Annotated in this window: 18 protein-coding genes, 4 tRNA genes and 1 pseudogene; 17 read left to right on the top strand and 6 right to left on the bottom strand. The window is 42.5% G+C overall.

All coding sequences use genetic code 11. The features are described 5' to 3' along the window. Window positions 1-98 precede the first annotated feature (98 nt). The 5 genes from CCS41_RS05505 to CCS41_RS05485 all read left to right on the top strand — a co-directional run bounded on the left by CCS41_RS05505 (window position 99) and on the right by CCS41_RS05485 (window position 7,324). Complete coding sequence (locus tag CCS41_RS05505; protein WP_162859999.1) at window positions 99-2,042, top strand: TcdA/TcdB catalytic glycosyltransferase domain-containing protein; 1,944 nt, start codon at window positions 99-101, stop codon at window positions 2,040-2,042. Continuing rightward, window positions 1,993-2,310, top strand: coding sequence for a hypothetical protein (locus tag CCS41_RS05500; protein ID WP_072550639.1), 318 nt, complete (start codon window positions 1,993-1,995; stop codon window positions 2,308-2,310). Before CCS41_RS05505 ends, CCS41_RS05500 begins: the two co-directional genes overlap by 50 nt. Further along, complete coding sequence (locus tag CCS41_RS05495) at window positions 2,303-4,450, top strand: TcdA/TcdB pore-forming domain-containing protein (RefSeq protein WP_072550638.1); 2,148 nt, start codon at window positions 2,303-2,305, stop codon at window positions 4,448-4,450. Before CCS41_RS05500 ends, CCS41_RS05495 begins: the two co-directional genes overlap by 8 nt. Further along, on the top strand, window positions 4,404-6,863 hold the full coding sequence (locus CCS41_RS05490; RefSeq protein ID WP_119797315.1) for a hypothetical protein: 2,460 nt from the start codon (window positions 4,404-4,406) through the stop codon (window positions 6,861-6,863). Before CCS41_RS05495 ends, CCS41_RS05490 begins: the two co-directional genes overlap by 47 nt. A gap of 86 nt (window positions 6,864-6,949) precedes the next feature. Further along, window positions 6,950-7,324 (top strand): hypothetical protein, encoded by a 375-nt coding sequence (locus tag CCS41_RS05485; RefSeq protein WP_119797314.1) that lies wholly within the window; start codon window positions 6,950-6,952, stop codon window positions 7,322-7,324. A gap of 194 nt (window positions 7,325-7,518) precedes the next feature. Here the strand turns inward: CCS41_RS05485 and dsbC are convergent, their stop codons facing one another. Together dsbC and xerD are read right to left on the bottom strand one after the other, a co-directional pair. Further along, complete coding sequence (gene dsbC, locus CCS41_RS05480; protein WP_072550636.1) at window positions 7,519-8,250, bottom strand: bifunctional protein-disulfide isomerase/oxidoreductase DsbC; 732 nt, start codon at window positions 8,248-8,250, stop codon at window positions 7,519-7,521. Between the two features lie 67 nt (window positions 8,251-8,317). Then, the gene (xerD, locus tag CCS41_RS05475) at window positions 8,318-9,220 is read right to left on the bottom strand and encodes a site-specific tyrosine recombinase XerD (RefSeq protein ID WP_072550635.1); all 903 of its coding nucleotides are present in this window, start codon (window positions 9,218-9,220) and stop codon (window positions 8,318-8,320) included. Between the two features lie 396 nt (window positions 9,221-9,616). Between xerD and CCS41_RS05470 the strand changes: the two genes are divergently transcribed. The 4 genes from CCS41_RS05470 (at window position 9,617) to CCS41_RS05455 (ending at window position 10,023) form a co-directional block, all read left to right on the top strand. Beyond that, window positions 9,617-9,693 (top strand) — tRNA-Met (locus tag CCS41_RS05470). Window positions 9,694-9,701: 8 nt separating this feature from the next. After that, window positions 9,702-9,786, top strand: a tRNA-Leu gene (locus CCS41_RS05465). Between the two features lie 25 nt (window positions 9,787-9,811). After that, window positions 9,812-9,886: transfer RNA gene (locus CCS41_RS05460), tRNA-Gln, on the top strand. A gap of 63 nt (window positions 9,887-9,949) precedes the next feature. After that, window positions 9,950-10,023 (top strand) — tRNA-Gln (locus tag CCS41_RS05455). Between the two features lie 163 nt (window positions 10,024-10,186). On the opposite strand, the gene asnB is transcribed toward CCS41_RS05455, so the two are convergent. From asnB to nagB, 4 genes are all read right to left on the bottom strand, one after another. Continuing rightward, a complete protein-coding gene (gene asnB / locus CCS41_RS05450) occupies window positions 10,187-11,896 on the bottom strand; it encodes an asparagine synthase B (RefSeq protein ID WP_072550634.1) in 1,710 nt (569 codons plus the stop codon). Between the two features lie 63 nt (window positions 11,897-11,959). After that, window positions 11,960-13,180, bottom strand: coding sequence for a DNA-binding transcriptional regulator NagC (gene nagC / locus CCS41_RS05445; protein WP_119797729.1), 1,221 nt, complete (start codon window positions 13,178-13,180; stop codon window positions 11,960-11,962). A gap of 19 nt (window positions 13,181-13,199) precedes the next feature. Next, on the bottom strand, window positions 13,200-14,339 hold the full coding sequence (nagA, locus tag CCS41_RS05440) for an N-acetylglucosamine-6-phosphate deacetylase (protein WP_072550633.1): 1,140 nt from the start codon (window positions 14,337-14,339) through the stop codon (window positions 13,200-13,202). Between the two features lie 18 nt (window positions 14,340-14,357). After that, entirely contained in the window at window positions 14,358-15,158 is an 801-nt protein-coding gene (gene nagB, locus CCS41_RS05435) for a glucosamine-6-phosphate deaminase (RefSeq protein ID WP_072550632.1), read from the bottom strand. 319 nt (window positions 15,159-15,477) lie between these two features. On the opposite strand from nagB, the gene nagE reads away from it, so the two are divergent. From nagE to fur, 8 genes and pseudogenes are all read left to right on the top strand, one after another. Next, entirely contained in the window at window positions 15,478-17,463 is a 1,986-nt protein-coding gene (nagE, locus tag CCS41_RS05430; RefSeq protein ID WP_240313896.1) for an N-acetylglucosamine-specific PTS transporter subunit IIBC, read from the top strand. A gap of 165 nt (window positions 17,464-17,628) precedes the next feature. After that, window positions 17,629-19,295: pseudogene (gene glnS / locus CCS41_RS05425) on the top strand (glutamine--tRNA ligase). Between the two features lie 80 nt (window positions 19,296-19,375). Continuing rightward, a complete protein-coding gene (locus CCS41_RS05420; RefSeq protein WP_072550629.1) occupies window positions 19,376-20,146 on the top strand; it encodes a CDP-diacylglycerol diphosphatase in 771 nt (256 codons plus the stop codon). A gap of 58 nt (window positions 20,147-20,204) precedes the next feature. Further along, a complete protein-coding gene (xseB, locus tag CCS41_RS05415; RefSeq protein WP_083429626.1) occupies window positions 20,205-20,507 on the top strand; it encodes an exodeoxyribonuclease VII small subunit in 303 nt (100 codons plus the stop codon). Between the two features lie 109 nt (window positions 20,508-20,616). Then, entirely contained in the window at window positions 20,617-21,519 is a 903-nt protein-coding gene (gene ispA / locus CCS41_RS05410; RefSeq protein ID WP_072550628.1) for a (2E,6E)-farnesyl diphosphate synthase, read from the top strand. A 33-nt stretch (window positions 21,520-21,552) separates the two neighbouring features. After that, window positions 21,553-23,430, top strand: coding sequence for a 1-deoxy-D-xylulose-5-phosphate synthase (gene dxs, locus CCS41_RS05405; RefSeq protein ID WP_072550627.1), 1,878 nt, complete (start codon window positions 21,553-21,555; stop codon window positions 23,428-23,430). An 11-nt stretch (window positions 23,431-23,441) separates the two neighbouring features. Beyond that, window positions 23,442-24,023 carry a flavodoxin FldA gene (gene fldA, locus CCS41_RS05400; RefSeq protein ID WP_072550646.1) on the top strand — a complete coding sequence of 194 codons (582 nt, stop codon included), beginning with the start codon at window positions 23,442-23,444 and terminating at the stop codon, window positions 24,021-24,023. A gap of 132 nt (window positions 24,024-24,155) precedes the next feature. Then, complete coding sequence (gene fur, locus CCS41_RS05395) at window positions 24,156-24,599, top strand: ferric iron uptake transcriptional regulator (RefSeq protein ID WP_072550626.1); 444 nt, start codon at window positions 24,156-24,158, stop codon at window positions 24,597-24,599. Window positions 24,600-24,981 lie beyond the last annotated feature (382 nt).

Below are 24,981 nucleotides of genomic sequence, written 5' to 3'. Positions count from 1 at the left end.
GATGTAACTACTATCCTTTCAATCAAAGTAAATTGCTTAAAGCTATCAAGCAACGTATAACTGTACTATCAGAAGCAATTCCACAGGAAATACACTTCATGTCTTTGGTCAAGTTTGAAGCGATCCAACTAGACTATATCAAGCTATGGATACAGCAGAACGCCAGCGACTATAAGATAAATATATGGATGGACTCCGGGACGCTACTGGCCGGCGAACTTTGCGGGCGTCTACAGGAAGCAGCTATTAGACATTCATTGAATGCGGGATATAGAAGCAACGAAGCCTTTAAAACACAGCTGATTGATTGGCAAGACAAAGCATATAAAAATATTGTTAAAACGATGTCACAGTACGACGCCAGTCAACCCGATAACCGAAAATTTTCTTTCGACCAGGCAGTGATAATATTTTTGGAGGCAAACGGGCTAGCAAAACCAGGTGAGTTGATCAGGATCCGTAAAGCCAATGCTGACAGTTTTCAATTTGACCTGGAAAAACTGCGACAGGGCACAGATCATCCCGACAATGTTAGATTGATCGATTTTCACCCAATGAATAAGCTACCTGATTATCAACTTTACATTAAGGAACTCGCTTCAAGAGGCAATTTAATCGCAGCTACCGATATTAGTCGCCTGCTAATATTGGAGGAATATGGTGGGCTTTACCTTAATAATGAGCTACTGCCCAGTTTACATCATATGCTTATCACTCAGATCGGCAAAATAGATGCCATCGATGTGTCAAAGACACAAAGTCAGGAAGTGATCATGCGTGTTGTGTTAGATGAGCTAACACGCTGTGGTGAAATGCCTGCGCGTGCAAGCATTCTTGCCAGTGAAAATCGGGGAGGCTATATTGATCAACTGCAAGGAATCGATGACATAGATGTACAACGTATAAGGGATAAGGTGATTGAAGCCATCGATCGGAGGCAACCACTCTTTGCACCGCTTGGAAAATTAACCGTCGATCCCTATTTCCAATATAATTACGCCGATCGCAATAACAAAGCAATTATAGCCACACCAAGCAGCCGCTTTATTGATCAGGTATTGACGAATGTAAGGCAGATACACGAAGTTATTGGTAGACATAACATTGATGGACTAAACCCTACTCAGTCTATTCCACGTGCAATTAGCAACGAAATCATGGAAGACCTACAAGCCAACGGGTTGCTATTTTGTGATAACTCTTCCTTACTTTCTTATCGTTCTGAAGGTATCGTCACGGCTAATATCCCAGGTACTCGCGAGATTGGCGGTATCATTGCTTACGATCATGCTTATGCCGCATTGCTCGAGGATATTGGAGTAGTACCTGATAGATACCCACGATCATCCCTGCATAAGATTTTATCTCCTGTCACTCCAGCCTTCTTCGCTACTGAAGAAGCTTATCTTTCGCGTTTACGAGGGCCGGGGATAAAATTGCCGTACGATGTGTTTCCACAGCACAGCAATTATGACAGTCAATATATTATACAACTGCAGGACGATGCTTCAGTTAATCCAATGGCGCGTTATCTCTACAACAAAAATAGTAATAGTACCACCCACTACCTTTATCAACAGGCAAGTAATGAGTTAGTAGCCGTTAATATTGCGCCGAACTTTGAATTTAACCGTCGAACACGTATTATTCTGATAAGTCATGGTCGTTTTATGCAAGCACTAGGAGGAAAAAAAATAGTGCGCTTACTCATCAGCAAAGGCTTGTTAAAAAAAGATGCTGATGGATTATTTCCCGTAGTGGATCGCATATCGATAGCAGCCTGTTATATCACAGAGCGTGTTCCCGAAGGCTCGGCTGCAGCTGCTTTACCGCCAAAACCCGTAACAGACATCCCCCCTGAAAAATTTATAGAAGATCTCTATCACTCTTTTTCTGCTGTGAAAATACCGGTGAATAGCATCAGTGTGCGTGAAAAATTAGTAGCCGTTGATGTTTTAGGGCGTAAATGGTCAGGCGAGCCTATCAACCCGAATGCACCTGAGAATAAATGGCAAATTAATTGGGCCTTACAAAGAAAGTGATAAAAAAATCATTTTTACCCAGAAAAGCAATGGAAAAATAGTCAGTGAACGTATATCGAAGACAGAAAAAACCCCCATGCGCAGTAGTCGACTGCGTACCTCCTACCTGGGACGTTTTGGCATAGACTATATGATTAAACTTACCTCTGAACAGACAAGAAAACTCAATGGACAGCTGGACGAAAAAACGGCCATCAGTCTTGTGGAAAACTTAAAGAAAGGCGCTGTTTTGATGGCTGCTGATAGTATGGATCGCAGGTATGAGTGAAAGTCGTGAGCGTTATGGCATTATTATCAATGGGAGTGAACCGAATATGGCCGCCTTACAACAGGCTTTGTGGCAGACCAAAAATCATGATGATTATAAGAGTTGGTTGGCTAAGCTAGAGCTGGAGGGTGGAACAAAAGAATTAACATCACGTATAGAGAAATTGTTTGTCGATCCACAAGAGGCTTTCAGGCGTCTAAAACAGCGCTACTTGCATGATGAGTTTGATCTCTTTTGTCTAGACCTCAGTGATCCAAGTAGTGCGGGCATTATTGAGCGTGATATGCGTAGAAAAAAAGCTGTTGGTAGCATTTATTTAGGTCAGATTGAAGAATTACTGGATAACACTACTCGACAAAGTATGCAATTTGATGATGAACTGAAAGTTCATCAAGAAAAAATAAAAAACACCATTGATAAAATCAACAACACTCTGATTCACTTAAGCGGGAACAGATATCATACACCCCTTTACCATTGTTCAAGAATAACGAATAAATCCGTGCAAAGTACCGTCGGCGAGAGTAAGTTGGAAAAAAAATACACTAAAAAGCGTTATCTCATTCAAATGCGGGCGTGTCATGTTGATACAGCTACACAACTTAGTCACTCCATCAGTATGCCAATAACATTAAGCGATACCTTTAGTACTGCAAGCCGAGAATTATTTGCGGCCACCCCCCTACAAGCTGATAAATGTATGCCGCTATTATTGGCAATGACCTACGACAAAAACAGCAAAAGTTATGGGATAAATTATTTACATAATGGCGTTGTGCAAGGAAAAATGCTAACCACCAGTAACGATGAATTTGCTGAAATGAAGCGCTTCCTGGAACAACAACATGAGACTTTGCATCAGCACTATCATGTGGTCAATGGGCGCCTTTATCCTCATGAAGGTGCGCGTAATAAATTTTTTAGTAAAATAGAAACTCTAGGCATGGGTGTGAATGCGGTATTTGCTATTATGGCGATACAACACTGGCTACAAAATGGTAGCACAGTGCCCGGTAACACACAGCTTGCTAACGTATTGCAGCTGCATACTTATCTTGCCATGACGCAGGTGGCTTTCAACATCCATAACGATGGCGTGACCTTGCTACAAGCAGCTCTAAAACAGGATAATATTGGTCGTTTTTCACGCCTTTTTCAATTTATAACTGTACCAATGGGGCTAGGATTAACCTTCGCTGATGTTACCCTTAGCGCAATTGAATTGAGCAAAACTGAAAACGAAGATCAACGTATCCTAGCGACGACCCAACTTAGTTTTTCGGCAATGGGCTTGTCATTATTCGTCGGCAGTATGGCTGCCGGGTTGCTTGGCTCGACTCTGCTTGTCAGTGGATTATTTGCTGTCGGTATTACACTGGCTGTCGTGGGCTATGTGATACAAACGGCAATGGCAAATACCCTGAATAATCTGGACAATGCCAAAATCATTGCTGATTATTTTTCTAGTATGTTAACGGGTTGGCGACAAGCCGGCTTTACCCTGAACCGAGGGATACTCGTGCCCTGTCAAGGGACAGTGATCACGCAAGTAGACCTACGGGGTGCCAGCTCTATTTTTGTGGTGTTTGATACCGAGGGGCAGTTAATAAAGAGGAAAGAAGCACGGGGTGAATCTACCCGTGATTATATCAATTTATATCAGCAACGTCCGGTGGAAAAAACCGTTCAAACCCTTGTTCTACCAGATAATGCAGCTGGGATCAAGACGCTGATCTTACCTACACAACCGCGCGCGAAAATTACTCCTGTCCTGAGCAGTGGCTTTAATTTTTCGCTCCAAAGTGGAGGAGATAGCAAATTTCTGTCAATGAATTTCTTCGCTAGAAAGGACGCGGAATTTCCATTTATCCTGTATCGCGATCCACTTTCTATGTTGCCTTATTTCTCAGCCCCCAGTGAACTTAGGTTTAACTATGTTTATACCGAAGTCGATATTTTACTTGGTAATCATCATTATTATTTGATTGCCGCGGGGATAGGACAAGAGCAATCAAAGCATCCGCTGATGAATCTACCGGTATACAGTGAACACTTATATTATAAATTCCACGCGCCTCTAGAGAGGAACGGCTGTGGTTGTTCTGGTATTGAACCGAGCACAGGCCAATATGACTATTGATTGTGTTAACGATCAGGTAAATTGGCTAATTGATGCTAGCCATCTTAATGATATTGAAGTGATATGCGATCAGAGTGCGAGCCTCCCCGAAGGAAATATAATGAAATTTATTTGTCGTACACTGACGACAAAGGGTCAATACACGACGGAAGTCATCACTATCATCAAAGTTAAAAACAGTGAAAAAACCAAAATCACGCTAAATCTACCGCAAGGGATCACAAAATGGAAACCACAACAGACTATTTTTTGCCGTATTCATTTTTCTGAGTTGCCGCTCAACCAGGGTGAGCAAGATATTATCAGTGAGGAAGAGGTACAAGCGGCGGTGCAAAAATATCTGGCACAGCAGGGTAGGAATAACCGCTATGCTATTAACACACTGCGCCTCGATAATTATATTTGCCGCAATAGACATCTCGACAGCACAACCTATGAAATAGAAAAAATTGACGACTGTTTCTATCTACTCACACAACCTGCCTTACTCTATACCGCTAACTACAATCAGACTATTTTCAACCGTAGTATCGAACGCCATAATGTGACATTAATTTTCCACAACGGTGCCTCTGCCTGGTATCGTGGCGATCTTTCTATTACCTTTCAGCAGACTGATGGTCCCTCTGATCTGGCGATCTATAAAAACGTTTTCTGGATGTCGAATACTAAAACAAAAAAATTACAGCATTTGTACCTACCCGCTATTCACCTGCCGACTATCACGCGGTATACATCTAGCAGAGTGGATCACCCTCCCGCTGCTACCTCAGAAATTGTCCAAACCCATGTATTGACCAATGGCATTTTGTTTCAGCAAGATTACATTTATTATCTTCCTCAGGGGGATAATAAAACCAGTGTTAGCAAGCAGATACAGCTTATTTATATGATTGATACTTCCTCTGTTGAGGGGCGTTTGACATTGCTTGAAGTCCGGGGTCTACCCATCGATATTGTGACTCACTTAATTAACAGCCACAAACTGGAGATGCTGGATCGTTTTATGACGAAACAAGCATCAGCATCCTCTGCTGGCGTTCGATTCTCTTCAGTCACTCCTGCACATATCAACATCGTTAAGCTGTCTATCCCACAAACCACAACGACAGTATCCATAGGTAACAACAGGCTAATATGGCCGTTGCCTAACAGTTTAGATGGGGTGACAGGGAACATATCGGCAAAAATTGATAGCCAGCTGCTCAATAATGCCCAGTATTTTATCACTCTCTTGAGCGCCGTTAAGGGAAATAGTGCAGAGGATAACTATTACTTCTGGGGCGTGACAGAGCCAGATAATCATCATCAATTTTACAAACTCTATCGGCAAAAAGGCCATACTCTGGCAAAAGAGATCAGATTAAACAATTTTGGTCTCGCTAGCACCGATGTGTTGAGCGTCACAGGTATTCATCAGGGGATCGCGCTGAATATAAAAAGTGGGCAGAGTTACCACCTCACACTCGGGTTGCTTGAACATGAGCAACTCACTTTACACAGCCTAGGCAAAGCGTGGCGAGAACTACATCAGAATTGGTTGCCTACTTTGAAGATGTATATCCACCAACTTAGAAACAAACAAAAAACATCTCTCTTAGTAAAAGCCATTGATATCGCGCCTATTTTGACTATCACTGATCTAATACACAGTGATGGCCTTACTGCTCTTCCTGTCTGGTATGACAGTATTTGTCATAATTTGTTTATCTGTAAGGAAAAGTTTAGCTCTGTTATGCAACCTGATTGCTTAGGTATAGCTAATGATCAGCAAGGTGCCTGGATCTTAAATAAGCGTGCTAACAATGTGGAAATTGGCTATTTACCGGCAATCAATATCAATCCCAGCTCTACGTTTTTTAACCATAGTTATTTGCTGAACACAGCTGAAACACCGGCTTTGGTATTATTGTCTGTCGACGAATTACTCAGCGGTGAGATTTTCACTGGCGCATCTTTAGCGGAGCAAGGCCACATTAACGTAGTAACACAAAGTGGGATCATCCTTGATATTAGTAAGTATGATAGTAATAGCCTTGATGTTAATACACCAGACAAATTTATCGCCAAGCTACTGGGAGTGAATAGCCTGTTTAGTGGCGCATATTATGATGCTGCAGACCATCTACAGCGGATAGCATTGAAGCATGCTTTAGATGTCCTGAGTAAAAAATATCTCTGCCCAGAAATTATCGCTATTCTATTAAAACGGAACCAACATGGTTGGTATCATCCGCAAAGTGAGGGTTTATTTATCTTGCCGGCTAATGAAAGTACAGCAAAATACCTTGGTTTTAGCGAAAGAGAACAATCTGCTTACTTTACTACCTACAGGCCTGGTTTTTTATTGAAGATGTCTTCATCAGGTAACTATGATTTTATTGATAACCAGGGGCGACTTACCAACGTTTAGACGATTGGTTAATTTTAAAATGTAATGCCGTTGCAACTTCTGATCATCTCAATACTGTTGATATCCCCTATGCTCTCAATATTGATGTGATATCCAGTTTATTAATAACCAGCGGCCGACAACAGAACAGTAATAAAAAGTTTACTGTCGATATCGAATTGCTTAATTATGCTGTGATACAGATTGTTCATCGTGGTGCGGGATCGTTACATTGTCGTATTCCCCAGCAAGATACAACCATTGGTTGTACTATCACCCGAAAAGGAGAGGATCTTCTGTTATTTATCGTTGGTCAGATATTAATCATTACTGATGTTTTCAATCCACGAAAAAATGCTGCCTACGGCAGACTACAGTTGATCTTTGCAAATGGCGGTATTACAGCGAGTGAACTAGCGAACTACTACAATGACAGTAATGCAATCGGTGAATATGTGATACCGATGCCTAATTTGGAATAACCTCAGTACGAGATGACAGAGTAGTATCCTTGAGCTAATGAATTGACCCAAAATGAGCAAGTGCCTCACATTATCCAGGTAATCCTATTTTCTTAGATAGGGTTAATTATAAAATGGTAAGGCACCTATTAGTAAGGTACCTATGGGAGATGAAAGAAAGAGCCTATTGGACATCCATTGCGTAACACATGCCACTATTGACCGTTGTTCTTTGAAGAAGATGAAATCTCATCTAGCTTTTTATTAAGTTCTTCTGGTGCCAGGTAACCCGGCAAAATGACACCATTCTGCAACACAATGGAGGGTGTTCCCTGTATTCCGAGTTGAACACCTAATTCGTAGTGTTTCTTGATATCTATCTTGCAGGACGCCGGAGAAATCTCTTCGCCCTTTATTGCTGCATCAAAAGCTCTTTGTCGATCAGCCATACACCAGATCGATTCCATATCCTTTGCTGCTTTCGCATTGAGACCTTGACGTGGAAACGCAAGATACCTGATAGTAATGCCTAAATCATTATATTTTTTCATCTGACCGTGCAATTTGTGGCAGTACCCACAAGTAATATCAGTGAATACGGTCACTACGTGTTTTTCTCTCTGTGCTTTATACAGGATCATTTCATTTTCAAAGCTGATTAATTTTTTCATTAACAGCTGATTCGTGATGTTGATCGGCTCCTTGCCACTGACGTCGTAGAGAGGCCCTTGAAATAAACGTTTACCGTCGGTCGAAATATAAAACACACCCTCCTTAGTAAGGACAGTATTCAGCCCAGCAATTTGTGAAGGCTGAATATCAATAGCTTGAATATCCATTTTTTTTAAGGTTTTTTCAATAGGGTTATCATCAGTATTGGCATAGGCGCAAGCTACCCCGACAAATGAAGGAATTAACATTGGCAACAGCAGTAAACTCTTTTTCATTGATTGATCCTATGGTTGTTTCTATTTTGTGCACATGGCAGCCCTTCACTCAACTTATTATTTTTAACTAGGCGCGCGGATGATGCTGTTGATGTAGCTGTTTTAGTCGTTCAGTTGCTACATGAGTATAAATTTGCGTGCTTGACAAGTCACTATGACCTAATAACATTTGTACTACACGTAAATCAGCACCATGATTTAACAGGTGGGTGGCAAACGCATGGCGTAAAACATGGGGTGATAACCGTTCACTGTCAATACTAGCCAGCATCGCATAATATTTAATACGATGCCAGAAAGTCTGACGAGTCATTTTTTGACAACGATTACTGGGAAAAAAAATATCCAATGGCTGTCCGTTAATAAGCCAATGGCGACCATGTTCCATATATTTTTCAATCCAATACATAGCTTCTTCTCCCAAAGGCACTAACCGTTCTTTATTACCTTTCCCGATTACCCGCAGCACCCCTTGGCGCAAGCTGATATCACTTATCTTCAATCCAACAAGTTCAGAAACACGTAAACCGGTGGCATACAACACTTCCAGCATTGCTTTATCACGCAATTGTAGTGGAATATCAACGTTGGGGGCATTTAATAGCGCTTCAATCTGTGCTTCGCTCAAATTTTTGGGTAAACGTTGTGGCAATTTGGGCGAGGCAAGCAATAGAGTGGGATCGTTTTCTCGCAACTGTTCACGATATAAATACTGAAACAATCGCCGCATGGCACTCAGTAAACGTGCTGAACTGGTTGCCTTATAGCCATTCTCAAGGCGTTCGGAGAAAAAACGCTGTAAATCGCATGCTTGCGCACGCAGTAAATCGTTACTATGTTGTTGCAACCAATGGGTTAGTGCCTGTAAATCCAGTCTGTAAGATGCCAAAGTGTTTTCAGACAGATTCCGCTCCAGCCACAGTGCATCAAGAAATTGTTCAATCAGCGTGCTATTGTTTTGTGTTTGCATATCAAATCCTTCCCATCCTTCTATTAGAAGCTGTTCGAAATCTCTTGTGCTCGCCGTGTTTTTGTCAAGTAATTCGTCAAACATGCGCTCAAAATACTCATTTATCCCCCCTTTTTATTGCATACAAAGAGTAAACTGCGCTTTTTCGCGCGTTTTTTCCTCGTCTGAGCACAGTGAAAAAGATTTGGAACGCTTCTTCTTAGACCTCTTGCAAAATCTACTGCGTGGTGTGAATTCGGCGTTGCTATTGATTGTTCAGCTTATCGCCATTGTGTTCACCAGCCAAACAAAAGAACTTTGATCCCGCTCTTTTGATAAAAAACCAGTTGACGCAGATCAAGCATATCCGCATAATTGCGCTCCGCAACGCTGGTGAGGCGGATGTGATGTAAGAATGGCTACGTAGCTCAGTTGGTTAGAGCACAGCACTCATAATGCTGGGGTCACAGGTTCGAATCCCGTCGTAGCCACCATTTTTTTTGCGGGAGTGGCGAAATTGGTAGACGCACTAGATTTAGGTTCTAGCGCCGCAAGGTGTGCGAGTTCGAGTCTCGCCTTCCGCACCATGATCTGAGTTTATTTTGTTGTAATTGGGATATCGCCAAGCGGTAAGGCACCAGGTTTTGATCCTGGCATTCCCAGGTTCGAATCCTGGTATCCCAGCCATATTTTTTAAATCACTGCTCTATAGCTCTTTGTTTTCCTTCAAATGAATTTCCATCGCGTTATTGGGGTATCGCCAAGCGGTAAGGCACCGGATTCTGATTCCGGCATCCCAGGTTCGAATCCTGGTACCCCAGCCAATTCAATAAATTTTCCTCTCATTTCATTAGCTTAGTGGCGGTCACACTGCTACCCTGCACAGTGTTTTTAACAAAAACTACCCGTTAATCAGCCCGTTGATATCAAAGAGTATGTGACAGCAACGGGTACAGATTATTCAGCAACGCCGGTGGTGATTAATTTTTATTTATAGGCTGACTGATGAACACCTACCGCACGACCTGACGGATCATCCGTATCTTTGAACGATTGATCCCATCCAATGGCTGTGGCGGAAGAACAAGCCACCGAAGGTCCTCCGGGGATACATTTTGCCGCACTTGCTGAAGGGAACAGTTTTTCAAAAATTTCCCGATACAAGTAGCCTTCTTTGGACGTTGGAGGATTGTGAGGGAAACGGGAATGAGCATCTTTTAGCTGCTCATCTTTGATCTGTTGATTAGCCATATCTTTTAGAGAATTGATCCAACTGTAGCCAACACCATCAGAGAACTGCTCTTTTTGTCGCTGTACAACATCACCTGGTAAGTAGGATGAAAAACTTTTACGCAGTATATATTTTTCTATTTTTCCATTGCCACACATTTTTTTCTGCGGGTTAATGCGCATCGCCACATCGATGAAATTTTTATCAAGGAAGGGGACGCGTGCTTCAACACCCCAGGCCGACATCGCTTTATTAGCACGTGCACAATCGTACATATGCAGTGCAAGTAATTTACGCACTGTTTCTTCGTGGAATTCTCGCTTATTGGGTGCTTTATGGAAATAGAGATAGCCACCAAATATTTCGTCAGCACCTTCACCTGATAACACCATTTTGATACCCATCGCCTTGATCTTACGCGCCATAAGATACATGGGTATTGAGGCTCGGATGGTAGTGACGTCATAAGTTTCGATGTGATAAATCACCTCTCGGATGGCATCAAGGCCTTCTTGTACAGTGAAATGAATTTCGTGATGTACGGTGCCTAAATCATCAGCCACTTTCTGTGCAGCAGCCAGATCGGGCGACCCCTTTAGACCCACAGCAAAGGAGTGAAGCTGTGGCCACCAGGCGTCCTTACGTTCTTCATCTTCTATCCGACGTGCCGCAAATTTTTTGCTAATTGCCGCAATAATGGAAGAATCCAGCCCTCCTGACAGTAAGACACCATAAGGCACATCAGACATCAGATGGGTTTTTACCGCAGCCACCAACGTACTGTGTAGTTTCTTAGCATCGGCATCGGCATCGGCATCGGCATCGGCATCGGCATCGGCAACATTATCTTTGACCTTATTGTAATCAAACCAATCGCGATCATAATACCGCCGGATTTCACCATCTTGACTCCATAAATAACTTCCTGGTGGAAATTCTTCTACAGTACAGCAAATCGGAACCAGTGCTTTCATTTCAGAAGCAACAAACCTATTACCTTGTTCATCGAATCCCATATACAGTGGGATAATACCTAGATGATCACGACCAATTAGGTAAGCATCTTTTATACTATCGTATAATACAAAAGCAAACATACCCTGTAGATCATCAAGGAATTGTTCCCCTTTTTTCTGATACAGTGCCAGAACAACTTCACAGTCCGAGTGCGTTTGGAATTGATAACATTCGCCGCTATTGCTATGTTGCTGACGCAGGGCTTGGTGATTATAAATTTCACCATTAACAGCTAAAACATGAGTACTATCGGCATTATATAGTGGTTGGGCACCCGTATTAATGTCAACGATAGATAAACGTTCATGAACGAGGATGGCTTTATCACTGGCATGGATACCCGACCAATCGGGACCACGGTGGCGCATCAAACGTGACATCTCTAAAGCTTTAGTGCGTAATAGGCTCGCATCTCCTTTAATATCGAGCACCCCAAAAATAGAACACATAACAATCTCCCTAACTTTTTTAGCGGTGATAATACTGTCATTGAATCATTAAATAAACATTGATTAGCTTGCCAATAGTTTTTGTAATAGTACTCCGTTTAACATGGAGCGTTTAGCTAATGCAAAAGCACAGATAGCGGAATGATGATCAAGCGTAGAGATGACTACTGGCAAATTTTTACGGAAATCTTGCAATACTTGGGTATTAATACAGCTTTGAATAGCAGGCAACAGTACCTTTTGTGCTTTGGTTATTTCACCGGCTATCACTATTCTTTGCGGATTGAATAGGTTAGTCATGATAGCAATGGCTTTTCCTAAATAGCGGCCTACATTTTCAATGATTTCTCTGGCTAACAAATCATTGCCGCTAGCTGCTTTACAGATAGCATTGATATGACAATTGTCCACCGTTAGTTTACTGGTGTAACCTTGGGTTAGCAAATGACGCACTCGATTTTCAATAGCCGCGTTAGAGGTTACGGTTTCCAGGCAACCAAAGTTACCGCAATAACAACGTTCACCGATCGGATCAATCTGAATATGACCGATTTCGCTGACGTTGCCGTTATTACCGAGAAATACCTGGCTATTAACGACAATACCCGCGCTTATGCCACAGTGCAGACGCACCAAAATAGAATCTTTACAATCACGGCTAGCACCAAAATAGTGCTCTGCCAATGCGAAGCTGCGAACATTATTACCGATAAAACTGGCCACATTAAATCTTGTCCACAGCTTATCGGCCAATAACCAGTTATCGACACTGATATGAGGCATATAGCGCACAATACCCCGATGAGTATCAACTAGACCCGGTAAACTGACGGCGATAGCAATCAGCTCAGATCGTTTTTGCCGATGGTTTTCAATAAACAGATTAATGATACGGAATAAGGTTTCTTCTAGCGCTTCTTGTGTACAACCGCCGAGAGTATAATATTTTTCATTCAGCGACTTACCATTCATATTAAATAGAGTAATGGTGGCATCGTGACGCCCCACACGTACGGCGAGCGTGTGAAGCTGACTGTTTTTTGTGACGATGGAGATGGCGCGTCGCCCTCCTGTCGAAGCTTGTTGTTCGACTTCTTTGATCAGTCCGCGTTCGAGTAATTGGCGTATAATCCTTGTAATGCTGGCAGGCGCTAAATGACTAAGCTCCGCGAGTTGAATACGCGATATCGGACCTTGTTGATCAATAAGCCGATAAACTGCCGTGCTGTTCATCTTTTTAACCAGATCAACATTGTCTGTTTGTGCATGCCTATCGGTGTTCATCAATAAAGTACTCATTTTTTCAAACTTCGTTGCCATTAACGATAGTCCTAGTGATGTGGTAATCACGGGTAAAAGCGGTCAAATTGGCTACTTTTCCAATTTCAACGCTGCCCAACTGCTTATCAAAGCCAATCGCACGCGCCGCATAAAGCGTTGCCATGCGCAACGCTTCATCTAACGCGATGCCCACATGTTCAACACTGTTCTGTACTGCCTGGATCATGGTAAGCGCAGAACCGCTGAGAGTACCATCTTGATCCCAACAGACACCATCATGATAGTCAATTTTTTTACCGGCAAAAATAAATTGCTCAATATCTGAGTTAGCCGGTGCGGTGGCATCCGTAACCAGAATCAGTTTGTCGCCTTTTAAACGCTTAGCCTGGCGGATATTGACCCAAGACACATGGTGTCCATCGCAAATTACACCACTATAAGCTGCTGGAGTATCAAAAATTGCGCCGATCAAACCGGGTTCACGTCCAGTAACGGTTTGCATAGCATTGTAAAGGTGAGTCGCACAACCCACACCTGCCGCGAATCCCTTACGAGCCTGTTGGTAAGTGGCAGTAGAATGCCCAGCAGAAAGCAAAATACCCGCTTCAGCTAGCTGACGAATGTATTCTTCAGCGACTGTTTCTGGTGCTAAGGTAATCTTGCGAATGACATCCGCATTAGCACACAGATAATTTATCATGGTCGAGTCAGGCTCACGGATAAACGCGGGGTTATGTGTCCCTTTTTTTAACGGGTTGATATAAGGCCCTTCCAGATGTAGACCCAACGCCTTATACTGATTTTTTCCCAGATAGCTGCGCATGACTTCAATGCTGTGTCGCATCAACTCATCGCTACAAGTAATAAGGGTCGGTAAATAACTGGTACAACCTGATTTTTCGTTGGTACACTGCATGATTGCTAACGTTTCTGGTGTAATATTCTCAAAAGAATCATTAAATTGTACGCCTCCACAACCGTTAAGCTGTAAATCAATAAAACCGGGAGCCAGTATCGCGCCGCTCAGATCACGAATCTCAATATTGTCAGAGAGTTCAGCCTCTGGACAAATACGTTCTATCAGACCCTTACTAACCACGACAGCATGGTTATCCAATATTTCATGACCGGTATAAATTCGTCCCTGAGTTAAAGCATACATTAATACCCCCTGATAAAATTAAGGATTTTTTATATTTTCAGCTTCGAGGTCGCGAAAATATTGTACAGTTTTGACTTTCAATTCCATAGTAGCTGCTTCATCACAGACGATAAGTGCTTTTGCGTGCAATTGCAGGCAACTGATGGTCCACATGTGGTTTATATTACCTTCTACTGCTGCCTGTAATGCTTGTGCTTTGTGATGACCGGTGACCAGAATCATCACTTCTTCTGCATCTAACAGGGTGCCAATACCAATGGTCAGAGCGTATTTGGGCACCTTATCGATATCGTCATCAAAGAAACGGGAATTCGCAATACGGGTATCGAAAGTCAGCATCTTGACACGAGTGCGTGATGTCAAAGAAGAGGTCGGTTCATTAAAAGCAACATGACCGTCACTTCCCACCCCTCCCATAAATAGATTAATCTTACCGTAAGACTTAATTTTTTCTTCATAATTCTGACATTCTGCGTTGATATCCGTTGCATTACCATTGAGTAAATGGATATTTTTGGCTGGTATATCAATATGATCGAAAAATTTTTTATACATAAAACTGTGATAGCTTTCTGGATGTTTTTCAGGTAGCGCCACGTATTCATCCATATTGAAAGTGACAACGTGCTTGAAGCTCACTTTTTTATCTTTATACATGTTGATCAAATAATGGTAGGTGAGCAATGAGGTACTACCGGTGGGCAATCCAAGAACAAATGGACGCTTTTCTTGGGGATTAAACCTGTTTATACAACTGACAATATAGTTAGCTGACCATTTACCGACTTCTGTGGCATTTTGCAGAGGGATAAGTCTCATGACACACCTCATTTTTTGATAAATATTGGATAGAAAGCATGATGAACGACCTGATCACCGGGCGTGATACTGTACTCAGTTTTACTGTAGATTGCTTGCGAAACTGATTTGTGATGAACTCAAAAGCGGTACATCCTCATGTACTTTGGTATAAGTTGCTGTGTTCCGTCTTCTGTTGCACACTGGAAACGAATAATATACCCTTTTCTAAAAGGGAGTAACCGCTTTGGAAAAAAGGCAAGATTGAAGTTTTAATTGCGAATGAATAGAGGAGAAAGGGAATATGCTTAGTTATTTGCAAAAAGTAGGGAAGGCTTTGATGGTTCCGGTAGCCACATTACCTGCTGCTGCCATATTAATGGGAATAGGGTATTGGATTGATCCTATAGGCTGGGGAGGCGATAACAAATTAGCGGCGTTATTAATTAAATCCGGTTCTGCGATTATCGGGAACATGTCGGCGCTGTTCGCAATCGGGGTTGCTTATGGCATGTCGAAAGATAAAGATGGTGCTGCGGCCTTGACCGGTTTTGTTGGCTATTTGGTATTAACCACGCTCTGTTCTCCAGACGTGATATCCATCCTTCAACAACTGCCACGGGACCAGGTACCAGCCGCTTTCGAGCAGATCCACAGTCAATTCATCGGCATCATGGTAGGGATTATGTCTGCCGAATTGTATAACCGCTTTAGTTCTGTCGAATTACCAAAAGCATTATCATTTTTTAGTGGTCGCCGTCTAATACCGATCTTAACTTCTTTTTTGATGATTTTCGTCGCCTTTATCCTAATGTACCTTTGGCCAATAATTTACAATGCATTAGTTACCTTTGGTGAATATATTAAAGGAATGGGATCTTTTGGTGCTGGTCTTTATGCTTTCTTTAACCGTTTGTTAATCCCAGTTGGCATGCATCATGCGCTAAACTCGGTATTTTGGTTCAATGCTGCTGGTATTAACGATATTCCTAATTTTTTAGCAGGTCAACAGGCTATTGATTCAGGTAAGGCAATCGTGGGTATCACTGGGCGTTATCAGGCGGGCTTCTTCCCGATTATGATGTTTGGTTTGCCAGGTGCTGCGTTGGCTATTTATCATTGTGCGCGTCCAGAAAATAAAAGTAAAGTCGCGGGTATTATGTTAGCAGGTGCATTCGCCGCATTTTTCACTGGTATCAGTGAGCCACTTGAATTCTCTTTCATGTTCGTTGCCCCGATACTGTATTTCATTCATGCCGTATTAACCGGTATCTCAGTGTATATTGCTGCAAATATGCATTGGATTGCCGGTTTTGGTTTTAGTGCTGGCTTAGTGGATATGATCCTCTCTTCGCATAATCCTCTTTCCACACATTGGTATATGTTAATTCCGCAAGGTTTGGTGTTCTTCGTTATTTACTATTTACTATTTCGCTTTACTATCAATAAATTCAGTTTATTGACGCCTGGCCGTGAAGATCAGGTTTCGGGTAATGAAGAAGATGGCTATGACATTGATAGAAATAATACCAATAATGAGAATGCTATTAAATTGTTAGCTCGTCGTTATATCAGTGCTGTTGGTGGTTCTGATAATGTGGTGGCTGTCGATGCTTGCATTACCCGTTTGAGGCTAAATGTGAAAGACGCCAGCAGGGTCAATGATGCTTTAGCGAGACATTTAGGTGCATCAGGCGTTATTCGTTTGAATAAATATAATGTGCAAATTATTGTTGTATCTCGCGCCGAGTTGATTGCTAATGCGATGCAAGCAGTATTGGCGTTAAGCTCAATTTCTCCGGCGGCACTTACCGCCTCGCCTGGACATATTGAAGCACAAAAAGGGATTAAAAAACCGCAAAGTACACCCTTGATATTGCTCTCTCCTATTACTGGGGATGTTTGCGCCTGGGATCAGGTTGCTGATCCCACTTATGCCAGTGGCTCTATCGGTGATGGTGTGGCTATTTATCCAACAGGTAAAACAGTGGTTGCGCCAGCCAATGGTAAAATCTCCTGGAGATTCAATACTAACCACGCTTTTTGCCTGACAACCGCCACAGGCGCTGAAATTTTGGTTCATATTGGCAGCAATATAGAAAAACAGTATAGTCATGGTTTTAAACGCCTGGTTGAAGAAGAGGCTACTGTGGTAGCCGGTCAGCCCGTTTTAACTTTAGATTTAGCGTATCTTGAGACTAGTGGTGTTTCTTTACTGAGCTCGATTTTGATACAAAATATCACCGATTTTGGCAGTATCGCTGTGCTTGCCAGTGGCTTTGTGGTGGCGGGACAAACTGATTTATTGGCAATTGGCGAAAAATAAAATATCAACAGGCTGCATGCTAACGGGAATAGTGCGATCTCTTCCCGATTTTTATTTGTCTTTTGGTATAATCGCGTCTTTCAACAGGTATATTAGACACAATTTTCTGCGCTTCACCCTTTTGGGGTGGGTGTGGGTTTCATTTTAATATTGAGGAACAGCATGATGAGTGAGGCTGAAGCCCGCCCCAATAATTTTATTCGTCAGATCATTGATGAAGATTTAGCCAGTAGTAAACATGCTGTGATACATACTCGTTTCCCACCTGAACCAAATGGTTATCTACATATTGGTCATGCTAAGTCTGTTTGTCTGAACTTTGGTATAGCTCAAGACTATCAGGGACAGTGTAATCTACGTTTTGACGACACTAATCCAGTAAAAGAAGATGTTGAATATATCGAATCAATCAAACGTGATTTACAGTGGCTAGGCTTTGAATGGAGTGGTAGGGTACATTATTCATCCGATTATTTTGATTCATTGTATGAATATGCGCTTGAATTAATTAAAAAAGGCCTAGCCTATGTTGATCAATTAAATGGTGAACAAATACGCGAATATCGTGGTACCTTGACGTCTCCGGGTAGAAATAGTCCATTTCGTGATCGCCCTATTGAAGAAAATGTCATGTTATTTGAAAAAATGCGAGCAGGTGACTTTACTGAAGGGAGCGCTTGTCTGCGAGCCAAAATTGACATGGCATCACCTTTTATGGTGATGCGTGATCCGGTGTTATATCGCATTAAATTTGCCGAACATCATCAAACGGGTAATAAGTGGTGCATCTACCCGATGTATGACTTCACTCACTGTATTTCCGATGCATTGGAAGGAATCACACACTCACTCTGTACCCTTGAATTTCAAGATAACCGTCGTTTATATGATTGGGTATTAGATAATATCAATATTGAGTGTCGTCCACGTCAATACGAATTCTCTCGCCTGAATCTTGAATTCACTATCATGTCGAAACGCAAACTGAGCCTGTTGGTGACTAAAAATATCGTTGAAGGCTGGGATGATCCGCGTATGCCGACTATCTCAGGTCTACGTCGTCGCGGCTACACTGCGGCGTCGATCCGTGAATTTTGTCGGCGTATCGGTGTGACCAAGCAAGATAACAATGTCGAGATGATAGCATTAGAGTCTTGCATTCGTGACGATTTGAATAAAAATGCACCACGGGCAATGGCAGTTTTGGATCCGCTAAAAATTATCATCGAAAACCGGGCACCCAAAATAGAACAATTAACCATGCCTAATCATCCAAATAATCCACAAATGGGCAATCGTCAGGTGCCTTTCGATAGCATTATTTATATCGATCGGGCGGATTTTCGCGAAGAAGCTAATAAACAATACAAACGTTTAGTGCTGGGTAAAGAAGTGCGTTTGCGCTACGCCTATGTCATCAAAGCAGAGCGTGTTGAAAAAGATCAAAAAGGTAACATCACCACAGTCTACTGTAGCTATGATGTGCAGACACTAAACAAGGATCCACTGGATGGCCGTAAAGTAAAAGGTGTCATTCATTGGGTTGCTGCCGATTACGCGTTACCGGCAGAAATCCGTTTATATGATCGCCTTTTTAATGTAGCAAACCCTGGTACGGCGGACGATTTTATAGCAACAATTAACCCGAATCTTTGATTATTCGTCAGGGTTTTATTGAACCGGATTTAGCGGATGCAACCCCTGAACAAACCTACCAGTTTGAACGCGAGGGTTATTTTTGCGTCGACAGTCAGCATCGCCTAGCTGGAAAACGCGTGTTTAACCGTACTGTTAGTCTACGTGACACTTGGCAGATCAAAACTGGGTATTGAGCATTCGGCGTAACGGCGGTTTTATGTACCCTATTTTTTTGTAATAAAGCTGGCGTATTATGTAGTTAAAGGATTTGTTGATGCTTCACTTATCGATTCGTCGGGTCTGTCACCTGTTTATGTTGATCACAATAATCGTGGTTTGCGCGCTGTGGTTAGGGCTAATGAGGCATTCAAATACACTCTGGAAAATCATTAGTCAGCAGTGTATCCCTAATCAGGAACAAAAAAATAATCCCGCACCCTGTAGCGAAGTAAATAAAAAAGCAGGGTTCGTGGTCTATAAAGATCGCCAGGGTCCACTACAATACCTGTTGATACCGACTACAAAAATTACTGGGATTGAAAGCCCGGAACTCCTTGTGGCCACAACACCCAATTTTTTTGCTCAAGCCTGGCAAGCCAGAAAATTTATGGCTAACAAGTACGGCTCGTCCATTATGGATGCAGATATTTCACTAGCGATTAATTCTCAATATGGTCGCAGTCAAAACCAATTACATATTCATATATCCTGCCTATCACCTAAGGTAAAGGCCAAGCTGGCCAATCTTGAAGCAAGCTTTCAACCACAATGGCAACGGTTGCCTGGTGGCTTACTCAATCATGATTACATTGCTAGACGGGTCAGAGTCAATGAATTGCAACAACAAGGTGTGTTTCGCTTACTGGCAGAAGAAGTGGAAGGTGCAAAAGAAAACATGGGCAGCTATGGGTTGGCGATGACCAGCTTATCAAATGGAGATTTTCTACTACTGGCGACACAACGCAATCTCTTGAAATTTAATCTAGCATCTGCAGAGGAGATCCAAGACCATCAATGTCAGACGCTCTTTTATCAGTTAGAATAGACAGTGGCACGTTTCGAGCGTGGATTCCTCTATTTATCATGATGACGACGATATTATTATGCCAAAAAAAATTACCTCATCAGAGTCTATTGCAAAACAGCGGGCAACTTCTGCTAACAATAGAAATAAAACCGCCAGTTTTGAAACAGTACTCAACGAACTAGAACAAATAGTGACGCGTTTAGAATCAGGAGAATTACCACTTGAAAATGCATTAAATGAGTTTGAACACGGGGTGAAATTGGCTAAACAAAGCCAGCAGACGCTGCTACAGGCTGAGCAACGAGTGCAAATTTTGCTCAGTGATGATGTAGGGAAACCGCTAACTCCCTTTATCGCTGATCCTGAAGAAGCCCGATAGACCGGCTATGTAGCGCAGTGCTGGCAATTTTTGTACACTCAATGCATAAATTGCGGCATGCTGTGCACTTTGATTTCTCCCCCACAAGCTAGGTTTAAGAATAAATATCATGTCTGACCTCAACTCACAGCTCACAGACTATCAACAGCGTGTTGATCAAGCGCTGAAAAATTTTATCAATGAGCTACCTTTTCAAAACAGCCAGCTAGTGCAAGCGATGCGTTATGGCACCCTACTTGGTGGTAAGCGGGTACGTCCTTGTTTGGTCTACGCTACCGGTCAAATGTTTGGCCTGTCTCTCAACAGCTTGGATGCAGCAGCAGCAGCGATTGAATGCATACATGCTTATTCATTAATTCATGACGATCTACCAGCAATGGATGATGATGATTTGCGCCGTGGACAGCCAAGCTGCCATATTAAATTTGGCGAAGCCGATGCTATTTTGGCTGGCGACGCCCTGCAAACACTGGCGTTTTCTATCCTGATTGATAAGCCGATGCCGCATGTTACCCTTGAAGATCGCCTTGCAATGCTATCTGAACTTGCACAATCTAGCGGTGCTGCGGGCATGTGTGCTGGGCAATCATTGGATATCACGTCCGAAAATTGCCAAATTTCACTGACATCGTTAGAACAAATTCATCGCAATAAAACCGGGGCTTTGATCCGTGCCGCCGTACGTATCGGTGCATTAGCCGCAGGAGAGAGAGGGAAAAATGCCTTATCACTACTGGACGAGTATGCTGAAGCGATCGGCTTAGCTTTCCAAGTACAGGACGATATTTTAGACATTATTGGTAAGACTGGTAGAATTGGTAAACAGCAAGGTTCTGATCAACAATTGGGTAAAAGTACTTACCCGGCACTGCTTGGTTTTGACACCGCGAGAATAAAAGCCGAGGATCTTTATCGGGAAGCGCTCGTGGCTCTCGATAGCCTGACAGCACAGTCCTATGACCCTGGATTATTGCATGCGATGGCAGATTTCATCATTAAACGCAATAATTAGTTAAAAAATATAACAGCCTGACATGAGCAGCCAATGAGTTTTGATACAGCTAAATACCCGACATTAGCTCTGGCGGTGGATCCGCCAGAGCTACGCTTATTACCTCAAGATCGCCTCCCACAATTGTGTAAAGAGCTTCGGCAATACTTACTCGATTGTGTCAGCGTTTCCAGCGGTCATTTTGCCTCAGGGTTAGGCGTCATTGAGCTGACTGTGGCGTTGCATTATGTCTATAACACTCCCTTCGATAATGTAATCTGGGATGTCGGGCATCAAGCTTATCCACACAAAATCCTGACGGGTCGCCGCGAAGCGATCTCAAAGATCCGACAAAAAGAGGGGCTACATCCTTTTCCTTGTCGTGAGGAGAGTCAATATGATGTGCTTTCTGTCGGTCATTCTTCAACCTCGATAAGTGCTGGGCTTGGCATGGCGGTAGCTGCAGAACGAGAAGGCAAAGGGAGACGTACAGTTTGTGTCATCGGTGATGGTGCTATCACGGCAGGCATGGCTTTTGAAGCAATGAATCATGCCGGAGAGATAGATACTGATATGTTAGTGATACTCAATGATAATGAAATGTCAATTTCAGAAAATGTCGGTGGCTTGAATAACTATTTAGTTAAATTGTTATCAAGTAAGTGCTATGCAACGCTGCGGGACAATGGGAAAAAGGTATTCGAAGGATTACCACCGATCAAAGAGTTACTAAAACGCACCGAGGAACATTTAAAAGGAATGGTAATACCTGGGACACTATTTGAAGAGCTAGGATTTAACTACATTGGCCCCATTGAAGGACATGATCTTGCCATGCTGATGAGTACTCTGAAAAAGATGCGTGTCCTGAAAGGTCCACAGCTCTTGCATATCATGACCCAAAAAGGCAAAGGTTATACCCCAGCAGAGCTGGATCCTATCAGCTGGCATGCAGTGCCTAAATTCAATTTGCAAGCAGGTGCTTTGCCTAAAAGCAAAGGTGGCCCCCCTACCTATGCCAAAATTTTCGGCGACTGGCTGTGTGAAACCGCCGCAAAAGACGATCGATTAATGGCGATCACGCCCGCCATGTGTGAAGGCTCAGGCATGGTTCGTTTTTCACGCGAATACCCACAACAATATTTTGATGTCGCCATTGCCGAGCAACACGCAGTGACCTTTGCTGCGGGTCTTGCCATTGGTGGTTATAAACCGGTAGTAGCCATTTATTCTACCTTTTTACAGCGGGCTTATGACCAATTAATCCATGATGTCGCGATACAGAAACTACCGGTGCTTTTTGCTATCGACCGAGCAGGTTTAGTCGGTGCTGATGGTCAAACACACCAAGGCGCCTTTGATCTTTCTTTCATGCGCTGTATTCCTAACATGGTGATTATGGCACCAAGCGACGAGAACGAATGCCGTCAAATGCTGCATACCGGTTATCTACATCATGCTCCAGTGGCAGTGCGTTATCCACGAGGTAGCGGTACTGGTGTTGAACTGCAATCCTTGCAAGTTTTTCCTATCGGTAAAGCGATAGTGCGACGCACAGGGGAAAAAATTGCCATTCTCAGTTTCGGTGCTTTATTACCTCAAGCACAGCAAGTAGCAGATAAGCTCAATGCCACCCTGGTCGATATGCGTTTTATTAAGCCTTTGGATGAAGAATTGTTGCTAGATATGGCTGCCAGCCATCAACTGTTAGTGACTTTGGAAGAAAATGCTATCAGCGGAGGTGCCGGCAGTGGCGTCAATGAGCTATTAATGGCCAAACGAAAGTTATTACCGATACTGAATATCGGTTTACCCGACAAATTTGTTTCCCAAGGTGAGCAAGATGAAATACGCTCCGAATATGGTCTCGATGCTGCAGGCATTCAACGACAAATTGAGACATGGTGGGAATTTTACAACCACGACAAGTGAGACAATTTGAAATGTGTTATATTGCCAGTGCAATACAAACTAACAAGGTAGAGGCAATGGTAGGCATTTTTTTTGGCAGTGACACTGGCAACACTGAGAATATTGCCAAGACGATCCGAGAGCAACTCAGTCAAGAGATTGCCCAGGTATATGATATTGCTAAAAGCAGTAAAGAAGATTTAGAAAAATTTGATATTCTTCTGCTTGGCATCCCAACCTGGTATTACGGCGAAGCGCAGTGTGATTGGGATGATTTTTTCTCAACATTGAAAGAAATCGATTTTAGCAGAAAACTCGTTGCTCTATTCGGTTGTGGTGATCAAGAAGATTATGCCGAATATTTCTGCGATGCTATGGGCACTGTACGCGATATCATTGAGTCTCGTGGCGCGACTATTGTCGGTCATTGGCCGGTCGAAGGTTATTATTTTGAAGCTTCTAAAGGTTTGGTCGATGATAAACATTTTATTGGTCTCGCCATTGATGAGGATCGGCAGCCGGAACTGACCGAGGAACGTGTTAAGACTTGGGTAAAACAAATTAGTGAAGAACTGAACCTGGACGAACTGAATAAACTTGTTGTACAACCTTAGCCTATGGTGTAGAAAAATAGTGCAAGATATGTCATTAATTTCTGTGCTAATCACTTGTTGTTTTCATTTTGAACTACGCGGTTCTATAATGGGGCACGGGTATATTTTAATAGGTAATAGGGCTGGAACCGCATGACTGATAACAATACAGCATTAAAGAAAGTCGGTCTCAAGGTGACACACCCGAGACTCAAGATCTTGGAAGTATTGCAAGATCCAGACTGCCATCACATCTGTGCGGAGGAACTCTATAAAAAGCTGCTCGATATGAGTCAAGATATTGGTTTGGCGACCGTCTACCGTGTTCTTAATCAATTTGAAGGTGCCGGTATCGTTATCCGTCATAATTTTGAAGGCGGCAAATCTGTCTTTGAACTGGCACAACAACAACATCATGATCATTTGATCTGCCTGAATTGTGGAAAAGTGATTGAATTTAGAGATGAGTTTATTGAAAAACGTCAGAGAAATATCGCCGAGCAGCATGGTATTACACTAACTAACCACAGTTTATACCTTTACGGTCATTGCAAGGAAAAGCAGTGTAGCGACAACGAGTCTTTGCACAATGTTTAGCCTTACAAAGAATACTTTACTGCCACTAGAACTTGGGGCATAAACTGCAACCAATTACTCCATATAAAATAACCCATTTAAAACGAATAGATAAGACGACAAAACACAACTTATTAATAAATAGTGAGCAAAAGGTCGTGTTTTGTTGCCTTTTTGTATCTATTATTTATTAGTGTGTAGTTCAGCTATTTGTTTTAAATGATTTATTTTTAGAGCCTGTTACAAATCTTTTTCGCTGTGCTCAGACGAGGAAAAAATGGGCTGAAAAGCACAGTTTACTCTTTGCATGCAACGAAAGAGAGTAAAGGGAGTAAAGGAGCATTTTAAGCGCGTTTTTGACGAATTACTTGACCAAAACACGGTGAGACAAGAGATTTCGAAC

The organism is Candidatus Fukatsuia symbiotica (assembly GCF_003122425.1).
Classification (GTDB): Bacteria; Pseudomonadota; Gammaproteobacteria; order Enterobacterales; family Enterobacteriaceae; genus Fukatsuia; species Fukatsuia symbiotica.
The sequence above is the reverse complement of the archived record's forward strand: the minus strand, read 5'-3'. Positions and strand labels throughout refer to the sequence as shown.